This is a genomic window from Cryobacterium sp. CAN_C2 (assembly GCF_015751745.1).
Lineage (GTDB): Bacteria > Actinomycetota > Actinomycetes > Actinomycetales > Microbacteriaceae > Cryobacterium.
In genome coordinates this window covers 84,618-101,589 of the sequence record NZ_JADOUX010000002.1, presented here as the reverse complement: position 1 = coordinate 101,589, position 16,972 = coordinate 84,618, and the positions used below count along the sequence as shown (strand labels likewise).

Genomic DNA, 16,972 nt, shown 5'->3' with positions numbered 1-16,972 from the left:
CTCATCGGTCGGGTTGTGGGTTCCTCTTGCCGGGACGTTACTGCTTTGTGAGGTTCAGACAGTGGGTTTTCGGGCGCGACCGGGCAGACTGGAACAATGGCCTCCCTGAGCGTGCATTCCGACCGGCTCGAGATCCACCTGACGCGCGCCGAAAGAACCCTTGCGCTACGACGCGAGTCGATCGTGGTACAGCGGGAGAATATTCGCTCAGTGATTATCACCGAGGATCCGTGGATCTGGTTGCGCGGAATTCGGTCCCTCGGCTCGATTATCCCGCTCGTCGTGGCCGCCGGAACGTGGAAGTTTCACGGCGGCAAAGATTTCGTCTCCATTAAGCGCCATCGACCGGCCGTGGTGATCGACCTCGTCGACGAAGAATTCGCCCGTGTCATTCTCACCAGCCAGCATGCGATCGATTTCATCGGCTCGCTCAAGTTGCCGACATAGCGTCCGAACCCTCGCTACGGCCCAGCCACCGGCGTCGCGGCGAGATCATCGAAGGCGACGGTCATCGGCGTCGTGGCAGACCCGCTGAGGTAGAGCGCCAACCCGATTGATCCGGATTGCTGGAGGGCCGGGGTCGCGTCTGTGCCGCTGAGCTGCCAGGTCGTCGGCTCAGTGGTTCCCGTCGCCCACACCTTGGCCCGAATTGTGGTCGGCGCCATCCCGAAGACCTGCAGGCGCACCTGCAACGCATCGTTGGTGCGGTATCTGAGCCCGGCGATCGTGCTCGCTCGCAGGGTCGTGGCGCCACGCAGGAGCTGCAGTTGCACGCTGCCGTCCGCAAGAATCTTCACCCGCGCGCGATAGTCGTCGGATCCGACACGTCGCCCAATCACTGAGATAAATGAACCGCCTCCCGTTGTTGCCTGCTGCAGCGAGGTGGTTACGGTCAGATCGGTGCTCGATGACGAAACACCGGCCAGATAACCGTTCCCCGCGCCCCCGGCTGCGACCCGGAGCTGACCGGCGCCATTGGCAACCGAGTAGTTGCTGGCCGGGCCGGTCGTGGTCCAGGCGCCTCCGAGGTCGGCCGCGCCGAGGCCGCCGCTGACCACGCGGGCGAAGACATCCGCAGCGATGCCGGTTGGCACCGGTGCCGGCGCGGTGACAGTGACGGATTGGGTCGCCGTGTCGGTGGCCCCGCCGTTGTCGGTGACGGTCAGGGTAATCGAGTAGGTTCCGGCGGCCGCATAGGTGTGCGTTCCCGTCGCGCCTGTGCTCGTGCTGCCGTCACCCCAAGACCAGGCGAAACCGGTCACGGTCCCATCAGAATCTGTCGAGGTCGAAGCATCCACTGCCACAGACAGCTGGTCGGTGGTGGCGACGAATGCGGCGGTCGGCGCCGCATTGTGCGGGGCGGCCGTGGCTGAGCCCAGCGAGTAATGCTGGGCGATCGCGGCGCCGCTGAGCAGATGGGGATACACGGCGACGTCGTCGAGGGTGCCGGCGAACCACGGGCTCGACGAGCCCCACGTGTTGTCGCCCCCAATACGCCAGTAGCCGGAATACCCCTGCGCACCCGTTTGCGGGTTCGTGCCGACCAGAGCGCCATCAACGTAGAGCGCCATGCCGTCAGATGACTGTTCAGCCACAACGTAGTGCGCCTGCCCATCGTTGTAGCTGGCGTCGGTCACGACGGTGTTCGCCTGGCCGGTCCAGGTGCCAAAGACGAGGCGGCCATCGTCCTGCATATAAACGTGTCGGTCGTAGCTGTCCGACAATCCGGTGGAGGCGCTTCCGAAGCCGATGAGTTTTCCACCCCGCGTCGTCGTCGTGCGGAACCAGGACTCGAGCGCGTAGGTACTGGGAGCCGCAATCTGGGTGTCACTGCTCACAAGCCCGCTGCTGAACGACGCCGCGGTGTTGCTCGTGCCGTTCAGAAGCCCTGGCGTGCCCAGGGTGACCGAGTCGAAGTACGTTCCGGGTTGGCCCGATGCCGATGAATCGATCGCTTTCGTTCCGCTCGATTCACCCAGACGCCAATACAGGTCAGGCGCAGCGGCGTAGACGGCTGCGCCGTACACGTCGGTCGGGGCCGGTGTGATGGGGCTCGTTCGGCCGGATGCCACGAAGTGCGCCGCGATCTGCGTCTGCGTGAGCGGGGCGGAATAGACGGCGACCTGAGCAATGTCGGCGGCAATGAACGCACTCGTGGGCCGGGCCGGCCAGCCGCCGAGATTGTCCCCGCCGATACGCCAGAAGCCCTGGTAGTCCTGGCCGGAGGTGACATCGGCGCGCTGAGCGACCCTCTTGCCGTCAATGGACAGCGACATACCGGAGTTGCCCAGACTGGCCACGATCTGGTGCCACTTGCCGTCGTTGTACGACGTGGTCGAATTGATCGTCTGCGATGCGCCGGGGTAGACGCCGAACCAGATGCGACCGTCGTTGTCCATGTAGACGTGCCGGTCGTACCCGCCGCTCTGGCCGGTTGCGCTGTTGCCGAAGCCGATGATCTTGCCGCCCTGCGTGGTCGCGGTTTTCACCCAAGTCTCAACGCTGAACGAATTCGACGGACTCTCGGCATTCTGGGTCGCGGCGAATCCGGCGGCCGTGCCGTCAAAACTACTGGCCGTGCTCGTGTCGCCCAGGATTGCCCCCGGCGCGCCGGGGGAGATGCCGCCGTTTCGGACCAGGTCGGCGCCGCTCATCCAGTCAAAGGCCGTGGGACCGGATGCCTCATTGAGCGGCCAGTAGGAACGAGGGGAATCCGCCAGGACGCTCGCTGCATAGCCGCTGAGGGCGCCGGATGCGACCGTGACGTTGGCCGCGCCTCCGGTGTTCGTGTTGCCGAAGGGGTCGGTGACCCGGATTCGATAGGAGTAGATTTGCCCCGGGTTCAGTCCGGTGTCTGAGAAGGCGAGGTTCGGCCGATTCCAGTCGGAGGAGAGCGCCTGGAACGTGGTGACGACGACTCCGTCGCGGAGCACCTCGTAGGTGAGGTTCTCGTTGTCGCGGTCGTAGGCCGACTTCCAGCTGAGGCGTGCCGTCCCGCTCACGAACGAAGCTGCCGACGGTACGAACGCCGATGAGACGAAGGTCGCATTGGCAACGCGCGGCCCTTCTTTGTTCGGGGCGATGGCCGGCACGGCGAATCGGGCGAGGCCCTGCTGTCTCTTGTTGTTCACAATGGTGAATTCTCCGCCGTACAGCAGGTACTGCGCGTTTGCCGTGACATGCCAGGGCCCCTGTCCCTGCCCGGTGAAGGTACCGGTGTTGATATCGGGATAGAACGTGAGCAGGTTGGGCCGAGGCGTGCCGGCAAAGTTGTAGTAGCCGTGCTTGTCTGCGGTGATGGTACCGCCGACATCCATGCTGAAGGCCAGGGTGCGGTGGTAGGTCCACGGCTCGGTCTGCTCGAAGCCGTTGATATTGCCGCAGTAGTGCGCATGCTCGGTCGTGTAGACCTTGTCACCGGCCGGCACCGCAGAATAGGTGTCGCCGTGGCAGTCTTCGACCCAGATCAGACTGCCGTCAGCCCAGCCGGCCCGAAATGTTCCTTCGAAGTTTCCCCCACTTCCGAACACGTAACCGGTGCCGAACAGCCCCTCGGCTGATCCGGTCAGACTGAGGATGGCCGCTTGAGTGCCGCCGTTGCGAATGAGACCGTTGATCTTCCACGGCAGTGAGGTGCCGGTTGTGGCATCGGTCGCGGCCATGCCGTAGCCGGGGTCGGAGCTGCCGTTGTAGGCGGTGAACGAGCCGCCGATGACGACCTTGCTCCCGTCGGGGGACGCGGCGAGGGCATTGATGCTGCCGCCGGTCGGCGTGCCCGACCACGGCTGCAGGGCGCCGGTGGTGCCGTTGAAGGCAGCCATCCTGGCGCGGGCCTGACCGCCTGCAGCAGTGAACGATCCACCCATGTAGACGGTGGTACCCGCGAAGGCCAGCGCCTTGACGCCCGCGTTCATGACCGGCGCCCAGCCGGCGATGAGGGCGCCACTCATCGTGTCGAAAGCGGCAACGCGGGACCGGCTGACGCCACCAACGCTCGTGAACGCGCCACCCGCGAATAGCCGCGACCCGTCGTTCGATACGGTCAGGGCGCGGACCGCGCCGTTGACGTTGGGATTGAAGGATGCCACCAGCACGCCCGTGGTGAGGTTGTAGGCGAGAAGGTTGTTGCGCACGACCTCGTTCACGCCGGGGGCCGATCCGGCCGGGCGCGAGCGGGTGAACTCTCCACCCACGTACACGGTGGTACCCACAATGAGTTGTGCCCACACGACACCATTGATCTGTGCGGTGGGGAGCGAGTCGGCAGATACCGTCACGGGCGTGGCAGCATCCGCGGGCCGACTGTCGGCGGCGGCCGTGAGCGGAACGGCAAGGGCACCCAGAACGAGCGCGACGGTTGAGACGCCGGCTAGTAGCCCAATTCGGGCAGAACGCAGCACACTCACCAGGGAGGCCTCGCTTCGAGTCTGTTCGCAGCCGTAGGACAGCCACCGCACGAGTCGGAGCCTAGTGAGGAATTCTCAGCGTGTAATGCCCCCAAGCGGGGGTGAAACACTTCGTCCCGAATTCGGGAGTGGGGCTACGTGACGTCTTTCTTCCAGCTCGCGGCGTAACCGATGACCGTTCCGACGACGGCATAGCCGAGCAACACCAGGCCACCCTGCCACCAGTCGAGCAGCGCGGCGCCGGCCGGGTTCGCAATGGTGAAGACGCTCGCGCCGACGAGCGCGTCGGAAGCGGCGCCCGGCAGAAAGTTGCCGATCTGCGCGGTGACCTCGAGAAAAGAGGCGGCCAGCCGCAGCAGTGGTTCGATGAACTGGGTGAAAGCGAGCACGATCACAATCGAGGCGACCTGATTCGGTACGAGCACGCCGAGACCAACGCCGATCGCCGCCCACAGGCCCATGGCGAGCAGCGTGCGAACGACCAGCAGCCAGGTCTGAGAATCGAGCAGGAGCGCATCCACACCAAACGCACTGAGCAGCCCGCCGCCGAGACCAACGGATGCCGCCAGCGCGACGACCCCGAAGCCCGCACCGATCAGAATCAGGGTGACCGTCTTTGCTCCGAGCACCACGCCGCGGCGCGGTGTGGCCAGAAAGGTCGGCGTCAGGGTCTGGTGGCGAAACTCGCCGGTCGTCGCGAGGGCGCCGAGCAGCACCGGAAAGACGTAGCCGACCGAGGAAGCAAAGCTGTAGATGAGGGGCGGGAGGCTGCCGAAGGTGGTTACTCCGCCGCCGGTATTCACGGCATCCGGGCTGATCACGCCGGTCTGGATTCCGGCGAACAGCGCCGCGAGGCCGCCGGCCAGCAGGCCGATGTAGCAGAAGAGCACGATGGCGAGGATCCACCACAGGCGCGTGGTGAAAATCTTGGAGAATTCGGCCGCGACAGACCGCAGGAACGTTGTCATAGCGAGTGGCCTCCGCCGACGAGGGCGAGAAACGAGTCTTCGAGGCCGGCTTTCTGCCGATGCAGCACGCTCAGTTCGACCCCGGCGGTGAAGGCGAGATGGCCAAGCAGCGCCGGGTCGGGCGTCGCTGCCAACAGTCCGGTACGGCCGATCGAAAAACCGATCCCGGCCGCCGTGAGTGCGGCGGCGAGGGCGTCGCGGTCGGGAGAATCCACGATCGTCTGTGGGGCGGCATCCGTATCGAGGCTCGACAGCGGTCCGCGGTGCACGAGCTCACCCCGGGCGATGATGACGACGTCGTCGACGCTCTGCTGCACTTCGGAGAGCAGGTGTGAACTCACCAGAACGGTGCGACCCTCGGCGGCCATGTCGCGCAGAAAACCGCGAATCCAGCGGATACCCTCCGGGTCCAACCCGTTGATCGGCTCGTCGAGTACGAGCACGCCCGGGTCGCCGAGCAGGGCGTAGGCCAGGCCGAGTCGTTGGCGCATGCCGAGCGAGTAGCCGCCGACCCGCTGGCCGGCGTGGGCAGCGAGGCCGACCTGGGTGAGCGCCTCCATGACCCGGAAGCGCGGCAGTCCGGCTGCGATCACGTAGACGCCGAGGTGGTCGCGGGCGGTGCGGCCGGGGTGAAAGCTTGCGGCTTCGAGGGCAGCGCCCACTGTCTCAAGCGGCTGCGGCAGGTCGCGGTAGCGCACGCCGCCGAATGTGGCCGTGCCGCTGCTGGCCCCGACCAGCCCGAGCAGAATGCGCAGGCTCGTGGTCTTGCCGGCACCGTTCGGTCCGAGAAAGCCGGTGACCCGGCCGGGTTCGACCGTGAAGGAGAGATCGTTGACCGCGGTGACACCGCCAAAACGTTTGCTGACGTTCCTGAATTCGATAACAGCGCCGGTAGGCATCAGACTCCCCTACGTGATTCTTCCCACCCTATTACCCGGCTGGCCGATTCAGGCCGCCGACCGGGCGCTATGAGTCAGGAGACCGGTACCTGCGCGCGCTCTGCGCAGGTCGGCGCGGCCAGCGCGACGCATTCCGCACACACCACGACCTTCCGGGTGTTGGCGACATCGGGCACGACCGCGTTTCGAAAATGGCCGATCTCAGCCTCGAATTTGTTGCGCCCATCGAAGAAGACGACGTCGTCGCCGCGTTCGGCGACGAGCGCATTGAGCTCCATCGGTTGCAGCTTGGTGCCGCCGCCGACGACTCCGGTTGCATCGACGCGCAGCTCGCCGGGGGCGCCGAAGCTCACGATTTCGTCGCGCACCTTGACGACGAGCTATGGACTCATTTTACGAGGGCGCGCGTAGGCTGGCCGCACTGACTGCACTGCAACAGGGCAGCACGTCTAACGGAGGCCCCCGTGACCCACGACCCGCTCGCCCGCTTCGGCGAGGTGCCCCAGTTTTCGCTCACGAGCACCGATATGACCGATGGGGGCCCGCTGCGGCCAGCCCAATATGCTGCCGGTGCCGGGGGAGCGGATGTTTCGCCGCAGCTCTCCTGGTCTGGTTTTCCGGCCGAGACCCAGAGTTTCGCCCTCACCGTGTACGACCCCGACGCCCCGACCGGCTCCGGATTCTGGCACTGGGCCGTGGCGAACCTGCCGGTGTCCGTCACCGACCTCGCGGCTGGAGTCGGTTCCGCCGTAGGTGCCCTGCCGGCGGGTTCCCTCGTGCTGCCGAACGAGGTGCGACTCACCTCCTTCATCGGGGCCGGACCGCCCCCGGGCACCGGCACGCACCGGTACCAGTTCATCGTGCACGCCGTCGATGTTGGCGCTCTCGACCTCGACTCGCAGTCCACGCCGGGTGTTCTTGGCTTCAACCTGCACTTTCACACGCTCGCGCGTGCGGTTCTGGAAGCGACGGGGGTCGCGGGTGGGGTATCCGCTGCCTGAGCGAGTGAGATGAAGGCCCACCTGAAACCGGGAGTTACCCCCAAATGGGGTACTTCCCAGCGAGGATTCGGGGGAGTCGATTTAAGATCACGGAGTGAAAAAAACCAGCACCACGTCCGACACTGCTCGTCCCATTCCCCCGCACCGCCCCTCATCTTCGTCGGACAGCGCCGTTACGTCGGCAAAGTCCTGGCTGCACGGCATTCGTTTGCACGATGACGGCGTGACCGTTGATCGGTCTGCTCACCGGGAGACGGGCATCCGTCGGCTGCCGGTTTGGGCTTGGCGTGCACTGATGCTGCGGCGCCGGGCACCGGTGCACAAGTTCAACCTGCACCCGATCGATTCGGTCGAGTACGACCTCGATATCGACTACGTGGGGGATGGCGAGAAGATTCACCGGCTCGACGTTCTCGTTCCCAAGCGCGACGCTGATGCTGTCTGTGAGCCGCTGCCCGTCTACGTGTACTTTCACGGTGGCGGCTGGACATCGGGGGACAAAGACCCGCTCACCAAGTACTGCGCGAGCCAGGCTGCCGAGGGCATGGTCGTTATCAACGCCAACTACCGCATGGCCACGCGTTTTCAACTCAAGCACATGATGCATGACGGCAATGCGGTGCTCGACTGGGTCGCCCGCAATATCGCCGCGTACGGGGGAGACCCGACCCGCATCGTGCTTGGCGGCGATTCCGCCGGCGGCCACATCGCGGCGCTGCTCACCGCTGCGGCCTACGAGCCCAAGCTTGCCGAACACTATGACATTCAGCCGCCGGTCGCCGCCCGCAACCTGCGCGGCCTGGTGCAGCACTGCAGCATCGCCGACTTCTCGGTTCTGTTCGACCGCGGGTTTGTGCTGAGCCTCAACTTTGTGCGCATGCTGCTGCCCGAGCGGGGTCGTGGACTGCACCTGCGCACGGCCGCGCGCTTCATGTCGCCCATCGAGTGGCTCGAGCGGGGTTTTCCGCCGGTCTTCGTCACCACGTCGGAGCGGGACTATTTTTATCGCGCCAACCTCAACTTCATCGAGGCACTGCGGGCGCGCGCGATTCGCGTCGATACCCTGATCTATGGCCGTCGCAGTGTGAACACCAGACACACCTGGCAGCAGGACGACACGCATCCGGAATCGCAGGAGGTCTACCGCCGCCTGGGCGCCTTTGTACGCGCCGTCGCGCCGCGTGCAGTGGCTACTGCGTGATCGAGGACCGCGTGGAGCAGCGCCAGCACCACGAAGACCGGTCCGAGCACCGCGAGCTGCAGTGGAACAGCGCCCCCCGAGCACGAGTCGCCACTTGGTCCTGAGGGCTCGGTCCTGAGGGCCACGCGCGCCGCGCTCAGCGTGGCTGCTTTGCGCCTATTACGAATGGCGGTCACCCACAAAGGATGCCGCCGGTTGTGTCGGCTTCGCTAGCATCGGGTCGTGCATATGTTTTTTAGAACCTTCCTCCACGCCCTGCTGTCGAAATTCGGTCCTCGGCTCGGTCACTTCGATGTCGCCCGCACCAACTTCGTGACCCTGCCGACGGATCAGGATATTTTGCGGCACATGAACAACGGCGTCTACCTGTCGATCATGGACGTGGCCCGCTTCGACATGCTGCACCGCACCGGTGTGTGGGCGATCTTCAAGGCGCGTGGCTGGTATCCGGTTGTCGTCTCCGAGACCATCAGCTTTCGCAAGTCGCTCACGGTCGGCCAGAAGTTCACGGTCGAGTCGCGCATCCTCGGCTTCGACGAGAAAGCCGTGTACGTCGAGCAACGTTTCGTGCGACCGGATGCCGATGGCTCACCTGAAATTTACTCCCATGGATACATTCGTGGCCGTTTTCTCAAGCGCACCGGCGGCATCGTCACGATCGAGGAATTGCTCGAGGCGATCGGAGTCGCCCCCGACGACGTGACAGTTCCCGAGTGGCTGCTCGAGTGGAGCCAAAACGCTGCAGCGCCAGCCACCCGCACCCCGGCTCCGAGTATCTGGACCTAGCCAAGCGCCACGGCAGCGTCAAGCCGCGCACTAATGACGCTGGGTGCGCCAGTGGGGTTTTTGGCCGGGGGTGTTGGCGCTGGGGGTGTTGGCGCGGTGGCTGTGGGCGGATCGCCAGGTTTGGGTGGGGTCCCAGAGGAGGGGCCCGAGTACCTGGGGTCTTCCGTTGGTCATGCGGATTTTCCAGCCGTTGCTGTCGATGGTGTGGTGGTGGTACCAGCAGAGCAGAGCAGAGCAGAGCAGAGCAGAGCAGAGCAGAGCAGAGCAGAGCAGAGCAGAGCAGAGTGCAGTGTCGATGTCGGTGTCGGCACGGCACCGATGGCGGCGGTGCCTCCTTCACCCACAGTTATAGCTCAAATCACTTCTATAAGTGAGAGAATATCAGCATTAAATTGAACTACAGTCAGAATTATTTACGATTCTTGGGTGCGGAAACAGTGCGGCACAACCCAGGGAAGACGGGCGGCATCGTGCCAGCGCGGCGCCCCTTCGCCACTCCGATCTGCCCGCACGCATGAGGGACGAAGGAGGCCGCAGCCGTACTGGGTTCAGGCGGTGCGCACTGGAACGATGAGGTCCTTGTAGAACTGGGCGTGCGCCGGATAGTAGTGCTCCCACTCCGGCAGTGGCAGACCGGCGCGCGAGGCGACCAGGCGATCGAGGTAATAGTCCCAGCCGGGACCGACCGTGGCGGCCTCGGAGGCCGAGCGCAACCGCTGCCCGAAGGTCAGGTTGGTCATGCCGTCGCCCTCGACCAGGTGGAACAGTGCGCGCCAGGAATCCTCGCCCTCGCCGAAATCGCCGTTGAAGCGGTGCGGAGCCTGGCATTCGCGAATGCTCACGTACTCCCACAAGGCGTCTGGCTCCGCCGTCATCTTGAATTTGACGGCGCCGGTCGCCGGCGCACCCGTGTAGGTGCCGATCCACTTCTCGAGTTCGGCGGGGCGGGTCATGCTCGCCCACACCTGTGCGATCGGCGCGTTGAACAGCCGATTGAGCATGAGATACAGTCCGTCCTCGCGGTGAACGAGGCGTCCGGTGGGCCTGGCTGACATGGTGACCTCCACTATGAGTGAAACGCGAGTCTTGACTCAGGCTAGGCCACTTTCAGCCCCTCGGCTATACGTCAGGAGACCTCGAGAACGGCCATAGCGGCGTTGTGGCCGCCGAGCCCGCTGACTCCGCCGCCGCGCCTGGTTCCGGCGCCGCAGATGAGGATGCGCGCATGTTCGGTGCTGACTCCCCAGCGCGCGGCGGGCGTGTCGCGCGGCTCGTTATCCTCCAGAAACGGCCAAGACAGCCTGCCGTGAAAGATGTTGCCGCCGGGCAGGTTGAGGGCATGCTCGAGGTCGAGGGTCGTCTTGGTCTCGATGCAGGGGCGACCGTCGGCATCCGCTAACAACAGTGGCTCGATCGGCTCGGCGAGAACCGAATTGAGCGACCGCAGCACGGCGGCCTGCAACTGCGCCCGCGAGTCGTCGTTGTTCGCCTCGGTGAGAGTGCGATTCGGTGTGTGCAGGGCGAACACGGTGAGGGTGTGCGCCCCGGCCGCGGCAAGCGCCGGCGACAGAATGCTCGGGTCGGTCAGCGAGTGGCAGTAGATTTCGCACGGTACCGGGGCGGGAATCGTGCCCGCCACCGCCTGCTCATACGCGGTCTGCAGTTGCTCAAAGCTCTCGTTGATGTGAAACGTGCCTCCGAACGCCGCCTCCGGAGAGACGCTCGCGTCCTTCAACCGTGGCAGTCGGGTCAGCAACAGGTTGACCTTGACCTGCGCGCCCTCCGGCTTGTTTTCTGCATTTGATGCCCCGCCTGCAGCGCCCAGCAACTCGCGCAGCACCCACGGCGCCACGTTCGCCAGAACCACTGCGCCCCGAACCGTCTCCAGTCGCCCGTGCTGCCGGTACGTCACAACACCCTCGGGCGTCACAGCCGTCACGTCGGCGCCGGTCTCCAGACGAGATCCGGCCGCGCGGGCCGCCCGTTCCAATGCGCCGGTCACGGCGCCCATACCGCCGATCGGCACGTCCCAGTCCCCGGTTCCGTTGCCGATCACGTGGTACAGAAAACAGCGGTTTGCGTCGAGGCTCGGGTCGTCGAGGCTCGTGAATGTTCCGATCAGGCCGTCGGTGGCCACGACACCGCGCACGAGGTCGTTCGTAAAGCGGTCGGTGATCACCTTGCCGAGCGGCTGCTCGATCAGCGCGGTCCAGAGCGCGTCGTCGCCGACCAGCCGCCGCGCCTCCGAGCGGGTGAGCAGCGGTTCGCACACCGTGGGAAACACGGCGCGGGCCAGCCGGGCAGTGTCGTCGTAGAAGGCGTTCCAGGCGTCGAAATCGGCCGCCGCCCCGATGCGCGCAAAGGAGGCCTGGGTTGCCTCGGCGTCGCCGTGGTCCACGAGGAGCCCGTCCACGAGGAGCCCGTCCACGAGGAGCCCGTCGACGGAGAGCCCCGGCGTGTAGGACGAGTACCGGCGCCGGGCCAGCTCAATGTCGAGGCCCAACTCGCGAATGATTCGCGTCGGCAGCAGGCTCACCAGGTAGGAATAGCGGGAGAGGCGCGCGTCGACGCCGGGGAAGGCATCCGCTGAAACGGCGGCGCCACCGACCTGCGGCGCGCGCTCGAGCACGAGCACGCTGCGACCGGCCTGGGCGAGGTAGGTGGCGGCGACGAGGCCGTTGTGGCCGCCACCGATGATCACGACGTCGTGTCTGGGTTCGCTCATGCCCAGAGCCTATCGAGACGACCCTGCCTCGCCAACGCCAGTGCGCCCACCGTTCTCGGCGCGGTCACTGTCGGGGCACAGCCGGACACGGTGAGCTTCTCCGCCGACGGTACCTACGCCGTCACCGCCAATGAGGGCGCCTCGAAGCGGATGCCGACAACAAGCAGGGCGGCACGACTGGTCTGTACCGCTCTGCTCCTGCTGCTCGGCGGTGGCCTGCTCCGGGCCCGGCTACACCGGCGCGAGCGGCTCGAACGGGCGCGGCGGCTCGAGCGGGTCGGATTCGGTGGGCTTGGCCACTTTGCTCACCGCCCGGGCGAGGGCGTCGCGCACCGCGACCACGCCGGGGCGTAGCGCGCTCGACCGGCGCGCAGCCGAGAACAGGGTGCGATGCGGGGTGCCGGGCAGGTCATGCAACTGCACGGCCGGCATGCGGCCAGCCCAGACCAGGTCGGGCAGAATGCCCACCGCATTGCCGGATTCGATCAAGCGGATGTGCGCGATCAGATCGGCGGTCTCGAATCGAACGTCGGGTTCGAACCCCGCCGAACGGCAGAGCTGTGTCGCCCACTGCCGTGACGCGGTGCCCACCGGCTCCATCACCCAGGGCAGCCCGGCGGTCTCTTCCAGCGTGCCGGCGCGCACCCGCGAGCTCTCTTCGGGCGGCACCGCGAGCCGCAGCGCATCCGTCGCCAGGTTGACCCGGTCGAGGTCGGGCCAGTGCGCACGGGTGTGCCCGGGATACTGCTCGGCGAGCACGAGGTCGAAGTCGCGCGCCGCTACCTCGAACAGGCCGCGCTCGGGCTCCCGCTCGGTCACCTCGACCCGCAATGCCGCAAAATCCTCGGCCAAAAAGGTGAGCGCGCGGGGAATCACGGCGAGGGCCGCCGACTGAAACACGGCCACCCGCACGGTGCCCGACACCGTCGTGGTGCTCGCGCGCAGATCGGCCTCGGCGAGCTCGAGCCGCTCCAGCAGGTGGGTGGTGTGCTCGACCAGAATCTCCGCCTGCGGGGTGAGCTGCACCCGGCGGCCGACTTTTTTGAGCAGCACGACGCCGGCCTCCTTTTCGAGCAACGCGAGCTGTTGCGACACCGCGGAGGGGCTGTAGGCGAGGGCCTCGGCGACCCCGGCGAGGGTGCCGCGAATCTTCAGTTCGCGCAGCAGGCGCAGCCGTCTGACATCCAGCATCCGCTGCCCCCTACACCCATCACCGCACTCAAAACCGAATCATTAGAAAGTGTAACGAATATTATGCATAAACAATTGCTTTTGCTAAATATAGGCTGGCCGCAGACTTGAAGCACCCGAGCAACCCATCCGCGAACGAAAGACTAGTCTCGTGACCATGACCAACGCCTCCACCCGCCCCGCCAACGAGGATTTCAGTTCGGAGGTCGTCGCGCTCGTCAAGAAATGGCTCGACGAGAGCGCCACCATCCCAGCGGATGCCGCGGCCGAGCGGCTCGCCGGCGTGCTCAAGGACCCGAACGGCCTGGACTTCACGGTGGGCTTCGTCGACGGCGTCATGCGCCCCGAGGACAAGATGGTCGCCGGCTACAGCCTGCAGAAGGTCGCCAAGAAGGCGCCCGGCTTTCTGCCGCCACACATGCGCGCGGCCATCGGCCTCGGCGGCATCCTCGGACCGGTGCTGCCCTGGGTCGTCATCCCTGCCGCCCGCACGGTGCTGCGCCAGATGGTCGGCCACCTCGTCGTCGACTCCACCCCCGACAAGCTCGGCCCGGCACTCGTGCACCTGAAAGAGGGCGGTAACCGCCTCAACATCAACCTGCTCGGAGAATCGGTGCTCGGCGAGAAGGAAGCGCTCGAACGCCTCGAGGGCACCAAGCGTATCCTCGAACGCCCCGACGTGGACTACGTCTCGATCAAGGTGTCATCGATCGCCAGCCAGCTGTCGATGTGGGCCTTCGACGAGACCGTGGCCCGGGTGATTGAACGGCTGACGCCGCTGTTTGAGTTCGCCGCGGCATCCCCTACCCCGAAGTTCATCAACCTCGACATGGAGGAATACCGCGACCTCGACCTCACCATCGCGGTGTTCGAAGGGCTGCTTGACCAGCCGCAGCTCGCCCAGCTTGAAGCCGGCATCGTGCTGCAGGCGTACCTGCCCGACGCCCTCAGCGCCATCCAGGGCCTCACCCACTGGGCCCAGAACCGCCGGGCTGCCGGCGGTTCCCCGATCAAGGTGCGCCTGGTCAAGGGTGCAAACCTCGCCATGGAGCACGTCGATGCGACCGTGCACGACTGGCCGCTCGCCACCTTCTCAACCAAGCAGGACAGCGACACCAACTACAAGCGGGTGCTCAACTGGGCCCTCACCCCGCAGAACACCGACGCGGTCAAGCTCGGCATCGCCGGCCACAACCTGTTCGACGTGGCTTGGGCGCACCTGCTCAGCGTCGCCCGCGGCGTCGATGACCGGGTCGACTTCGAGATGTTGCTCGGCATGGCCACCGGCCAGGCCCAGGCCGTGCGCAAGGACGTCGGCCAGCTGCTGCTCTACACGCCCGTCGTCGACCCCTCGCAGTTCGACGTGGCCATCAGCTACCTCATCCGCCGGCTCGAAGAGAACGCGAGCCAGGAGAACTTCATGTCGGCCGTGTTTGAGCTGACCAGCAACCCTGAGCTTTTCGACCGTGAGAAGGCCCGTTTTCAAGCCTCCCTCGACGCCCTCGACGACCGGGTGCCCACCCCGAACCGGGTGCAGGACCGCTCCAGCAGCTACGACCAGGGCCGCCTCGCCGCGGCCCACACGGATGCCCGCAGCCAGACATCCGAGACTGCCCCCGACGCCGACCCGCAGCTGACCGGCGCGCTGCTCGGCATCACGCGCGGCTCGGTGCCCAGCCACTCGACCTTCCACAACGAGCCGGACACCGACCCGTCGCTTCCCGCCAACCGGGCCTGGGGCCGCCGTATTCTGGCCCGCGCCGACGCGTCCACACTCGGCACCGACACCATCGCGGCCGCCGCGGTAGCCGATGAGGCCGCGCTGGGCACCATCATCGACGGCGTGCTGGCCGCCGGGACCGCCTGGGGCCAGAAGACCGGCGCCGAACGCGCCGCCGTGCTGCACCGCGCCGGGCTCGCGCTCGCTGCCAACCGCGACCGCCTGATCGAGGTCATGGCGAGCGAGTGCGGCAAGACCATCGCCGAGGGTGACGCCGAGGTGAGCGAAGCCGTGGACTTCGCCCACTATTACGCCGAACGTGCCAAGGACCTCGACCACGTGCAGGGTGCCATCTTTGTGCCTTCGAAGCTCATCGTGGTCACCCCGCCGTGGAACTTTCCGACGGCCATACCCGCAGGCGGCGTACTCGCCGCCCTCGCCTCCGGTGCCGGCGTCGTCATCAAGCCCGCCGCCCTCGCCCAGCGCACCGGCGCCGTGGTCGTCGAAGCGCTCTGGGAAGCCGGCATCCCGCGGGAACTGCTCGCGCTGGTCAACCTGCAGGGCCGTGACCTCGGTGCCAAGCTCATCGCGCACCCCGCCGTGAACCGGGTCATCCTCACCGGCGGTTACGAGACGGCCGAGCTGTTCCGCTCGTTCCGGCACGACCTGTCCCTGCTCGCCGAAACCAGCGGCAAGAACGCCATCATCGTCACCCCCTCGGCCGACTTCGACCTCGCCGCCGCCGATGTCGTGAAGAGCGCCTTCGGCCACGCCGGCCAGAAGTGCTCGGCCGCGAGCCTCGTCATTCTGGTCGGATCGGTCGCGAAGTCGGAGCGGTTCCTCGGCCAGCTGGTCGACGCCGCGACCTCGATCAAGGTCGGCCTGGCAAGCGATCCGGTCACCCAGATGGGCCCGATCATGTCGCCGGCCGAGGGTAAGCTGCTGCACGCCCTCACAACGCTTGGAGCCGAAGAGAAGTGGCTGGTCGAACCCAAGCAGCTTGACGAGACCGGCAAGTTGTGGTCACCCGGCATTCGCACCGGCGTCGCGCCCGGATCGTATTTTCACCTCACCGAGTTCTTCGGCCCGGTGCTCGGCGTGATGCACGCGCGCAACCTGGAAGAAGCCATCCGCTTTCAGAACGCCGTCGACTTCGGCCTCACCAGCGGATTGCACTCGCTCGACACCGACGAACTGGCCCTCTGGGTCGACACCGTCGAAGCCGGTAACCTCTATGTCAACCGCGGCATCACCGGCGCCATCGTGCAACGCCAGCCGTTCGGCGGCTGGAAGCGCTCCGCCGTTGGCGCCGGTACCAAGGCCGGCGGACCGAACTACCTCCTCGGTCTCGGCAGCTGGGTCAGCGAACCGGGGCGCAACAGCTCGACACTGCACCTGCGCGGGCTTGAGCAGCGCGTCACCGACATCATCGAGGCCAGCCAGCCCTTTCTCGACTACGCCGACTTCGACGTGCTGCGCCGCTCGGCCGTGAGCGACGCCCTGGCCTGGCGCGAAGAATTCAACGTCGTGCGCGACGCCACCGGCCTCGGCGTGGAGCGCAACCTGTTCCGCTACCGCGCACTGCCGGTCACCGTGCGCCTGACCGAGAACGGAACGCTCGCCCAGTTGCTGCGCGTGATCGCCGCCGCGACCCTGTCGACGTCGCGCTACGACGTGTCGAGCACCATCCCGGTGCCGCCCGCCGTGCGCAACATCCTCGCCGAGCGCGAGATTCCGGTGGTCATCGAGAGCGACGAGGAATGGCTCGCGCGGGCCCGTTCCGGCGGAATCACGGCCAGCCGCGTGCGCCTGATCGGCAGTGACCCGGTGCTGGGAGCGTGGGAGGCGGCATCCGCTCTCGCCGATGCCGTCAACGGCAGCCCGGACATTGCCGTGTACTCGCACGCGGTCACCCAGGCCGGCCGCATCGAGGTCCTGCCGTTCCTGCGCGAACAGGCCATCTCGATCACCGCGCACCGGTTCGGCAACCCGAGCACGCTCTCCGAGGGTGTGATCTAGGCCGGATACGATACGTCACTGCGAAGATTTTTGGCCGAGCCTCCCCCAATCGCGTT

At 66.3% G+C, this 16,972-nt stretch carries 11 protein-coding genes and 1 pseudogene; 5 read left to right on the top strand and 7 right to left on the bottom strand.

Annotated features, from left to right (window positions below; translation table 11 throughout):
- Positions 1-96: 96 nt before the first annotated feature.
- Positions 97-447 (top strand): hypothetical protein, encoded by a 351-nt coding sequence (locus IWX77_RS02080; protein ID WP_196842852.1) that lies wholly within the window; start codon positions 97-99, stop codon positions 445-447.
- A gap of 14 nt (positions 448-461) precedes the next feature.
- On the opposite strand, the gene IWX77_RS02075 is transcribed toward IWX77_RS02080, so the two are convergent.
- The 4 genes and pseudogenes from IWX77_RS02075 to IWX77_RS02060 all read right to left on the bottom strand — a co-directional run.
- On the bottom strand, positions 462-4,457 hold the full coding sequence (locus IWX77_RS02075; RefSeq protein ID WP_297412941.1) for a LamG-like jellyroll fold domain-containing protein: 3,996 nt from the start codon (positions 4,455-4,457) through the stop codon (positions 462-464).
- A gap of 83 nt (positions 4,458-4,540) precedes the next feature.
- The gene (locus IWX77_RS02070; RefSeq protein WP_196842851.1) at positions 4,541-5,374 is read right to left on the bottom strand and encodes an ABC transporter permease; all 834 of its coding nucleotides are present in this window, start codon (positions 5,372-5,374) and stop codon (positions 4,541-4,543) included.
- Positions 5,371-6,273: an ATP-binding cassette domain-containing protein gene (locus IWX77_RS02065; RefSeq protein WP_196842850.1), complete on the bottom strand. Its 903-nt coding sequence runs from the start codon at positions 6,271-6,273 to the stop codon at positions 5,371-5,373. The genes IWX77_RS02070 and IWX77_RS02065 overlap by 4 nt, the downstream gene beginning before the upstream one ends.
- Before the next feature lie 143 nt (positions 6,274-6,416).
- A pseudogene (locus IWX77_RS02060) lies at positions 6,417-6,653 on the bottom strand (hypothetical protein); the annotation flags it as partial.
- 84 nt (positions 6,654-6,737) lie between these two features.
- Between IWX77_RS02060 and IWX77_RS02055 the strand changes: the two are divergent.
- The 3 genes from IWX77_RS02055 (at position 6,738) to IWX77_RS02045 (ending at position 9,261) form a co-directional block, all read left to right on the top strand.
- On the top strand, positions 6,738-7,274 hold the full coding sequence (locus IWX77_RS02055) for a YbhB/YbcL family Raf kinase inhibitor-like protein (protein ID WP_327012132.1): 537 nt from the start codon (positions 6,738-6,740) through the stop codon (positions 7,272-7,274).
- 94 nt (positions 7,275-7,368) lie between these two features.
- On the top strand, positions 7,369-8,475 hold the full coding sequence (locus IWX77_RS02050) for an alpha/beta hydrolase (protein WP_327012131.1): 1,107 nt from the start codon (positions 7,369-7,371) through the stop codon (positions 8,473-8,475).
- A gap of 228 nt (positions 8,476-8,703) precedes the next feature.
- A complete protein-coding gene (locus IWX77_RS02045) occupies positions 8,704-9,261 on the top strand; it encodes an acyl-CoA thioesterase (RefSeq protein WP_196843044.1) in 558 nt (185 codons plus the stop codon).
- Positions 9,262-9,809: 548 nt separating this feature from the next.
- Here IWX77_RS02045 and IWX77_RS02040 read toward each other — a convergent pair.
- The 3 genes from IWX77_RS02040 to IWX77_RS02030 all read right to left on the bottom strand — a co-directional run bounded on the left by IWX77_RS02040 (position 9,810) and on the right by IWX77_RS02030 (position 13,177).
- Positions 9,810-10,316, bottom strand: a complete 507-nt coding sequence (locus tag IWX77_RS02040; RefSeq protein WP_196842849.1) for an SRPBCC domain-containing protein — start codon at positions 10,314-10,316, stop codon at positions 9,810-9,812.
- Between the two features lie 71 nt (positions 10,317-10,387).
- Positions 10,388-11,986 (bottom strand): phytoene desaturase family protein, encoded by a 1,599-nt coding sequence (locus IWX77_RS02035; protein ID WP_196842848.1) that lies wholly within the window; start codon positions 11,984-11,986, stop codon positions 10,388-10,390.
- Between the two features lie 231 nt (positions 11,987-12,217).
- Entirely contained in the window at positions 12,218-13,177 is a 960-nt protein-coding gene (locus IWX77_RS02030) for a LysR family transcriptional regulator (RefSeq protein ID WP_196842847.1), read from the bottom strand.
- Between the two features lie 157 nt (positions 13,178-13,334).
- On the opposite strand from IWX77_RS02030, the gene IWX77_RS02025 reads away from it, so the two are divergent.
- The gene (locus IWX77_RS02025; protein WP_196843043.1) at positions 13,335-16,916 is read left to right on the top strand and encodes a proline dehydrogenase family protein; all 3,582 of its coding nucleotides are present in this window, start codon (positions 13,335-13,337) and stop codon (positions 16,914-16,916) included.
- Positions 16,917-16,972: the final 56 nt, after the last annotated feature.

What these genes read in the sequence shown, in the direction of transcription:
- IWX77_RS02080 (WP_196842852.1), top strand. Translation starts at nt 97, where the DNA reads ATGGCCTCCCTGAGCGTGCATTCCGACCGGCTCGAGATCCACCTGACG.
- IWX77_RS02070 (WP_196842851.1), bottom strand. Translation starts at nt 5,374, where the DNA reads ATGACAACGTTCCTGCGGTCTGTCGCGGCCGAATTCTCCAAGATTTTC.
- IWX77_RS02065 (WP_196842850.1), bottom strand. Translation starts at nt 6,273, where the DNA reads ATGCCTACCGGCGCTGTTATCGAATTCAGGAACGTCAGCAAACGTTTT.
- IWX77_RS02045 (WP_196843044.1), top strand. Translation starts at nt 8,704, where the DNA reads ATGTTTTTTAGAACCTTCCTCCACGCCCTGCTGTCGAAATTCGGTCCT.
- IWX77_RS02040 (WP_196842849.1), bottom strand. Translation starts at nt 10,316, where the DNA reads ATGTCAGCCAGGCCCACCGGACGCCTCGTTCACCGCGAGGACGGACTG.
- IWX77_RS02035 (WP_196842848.1), bottom strand. Translation starts at nt 11,986, where the DNA reads ATGAGCGAACCCAGACACGACGTCGTGATCATCGGTGGCGGCCACAAC.
- IWX77_RS02030 (WP_196842847.1), bottom strand. Translation starts at nt 13,177, where the DNA reads ATGCTGGATGTCAGACGGCTGCGCCTGCTGCGCGAACTGAAGATTCGC.
- IWX77_RS02025 (WP_196843043.1), top strand. Translation starts at nt 13,335, where the DNA reads ATGACCAACGCCTCCACCCGCCCCGCCAACGAGGATTTCAGTTCGGAG.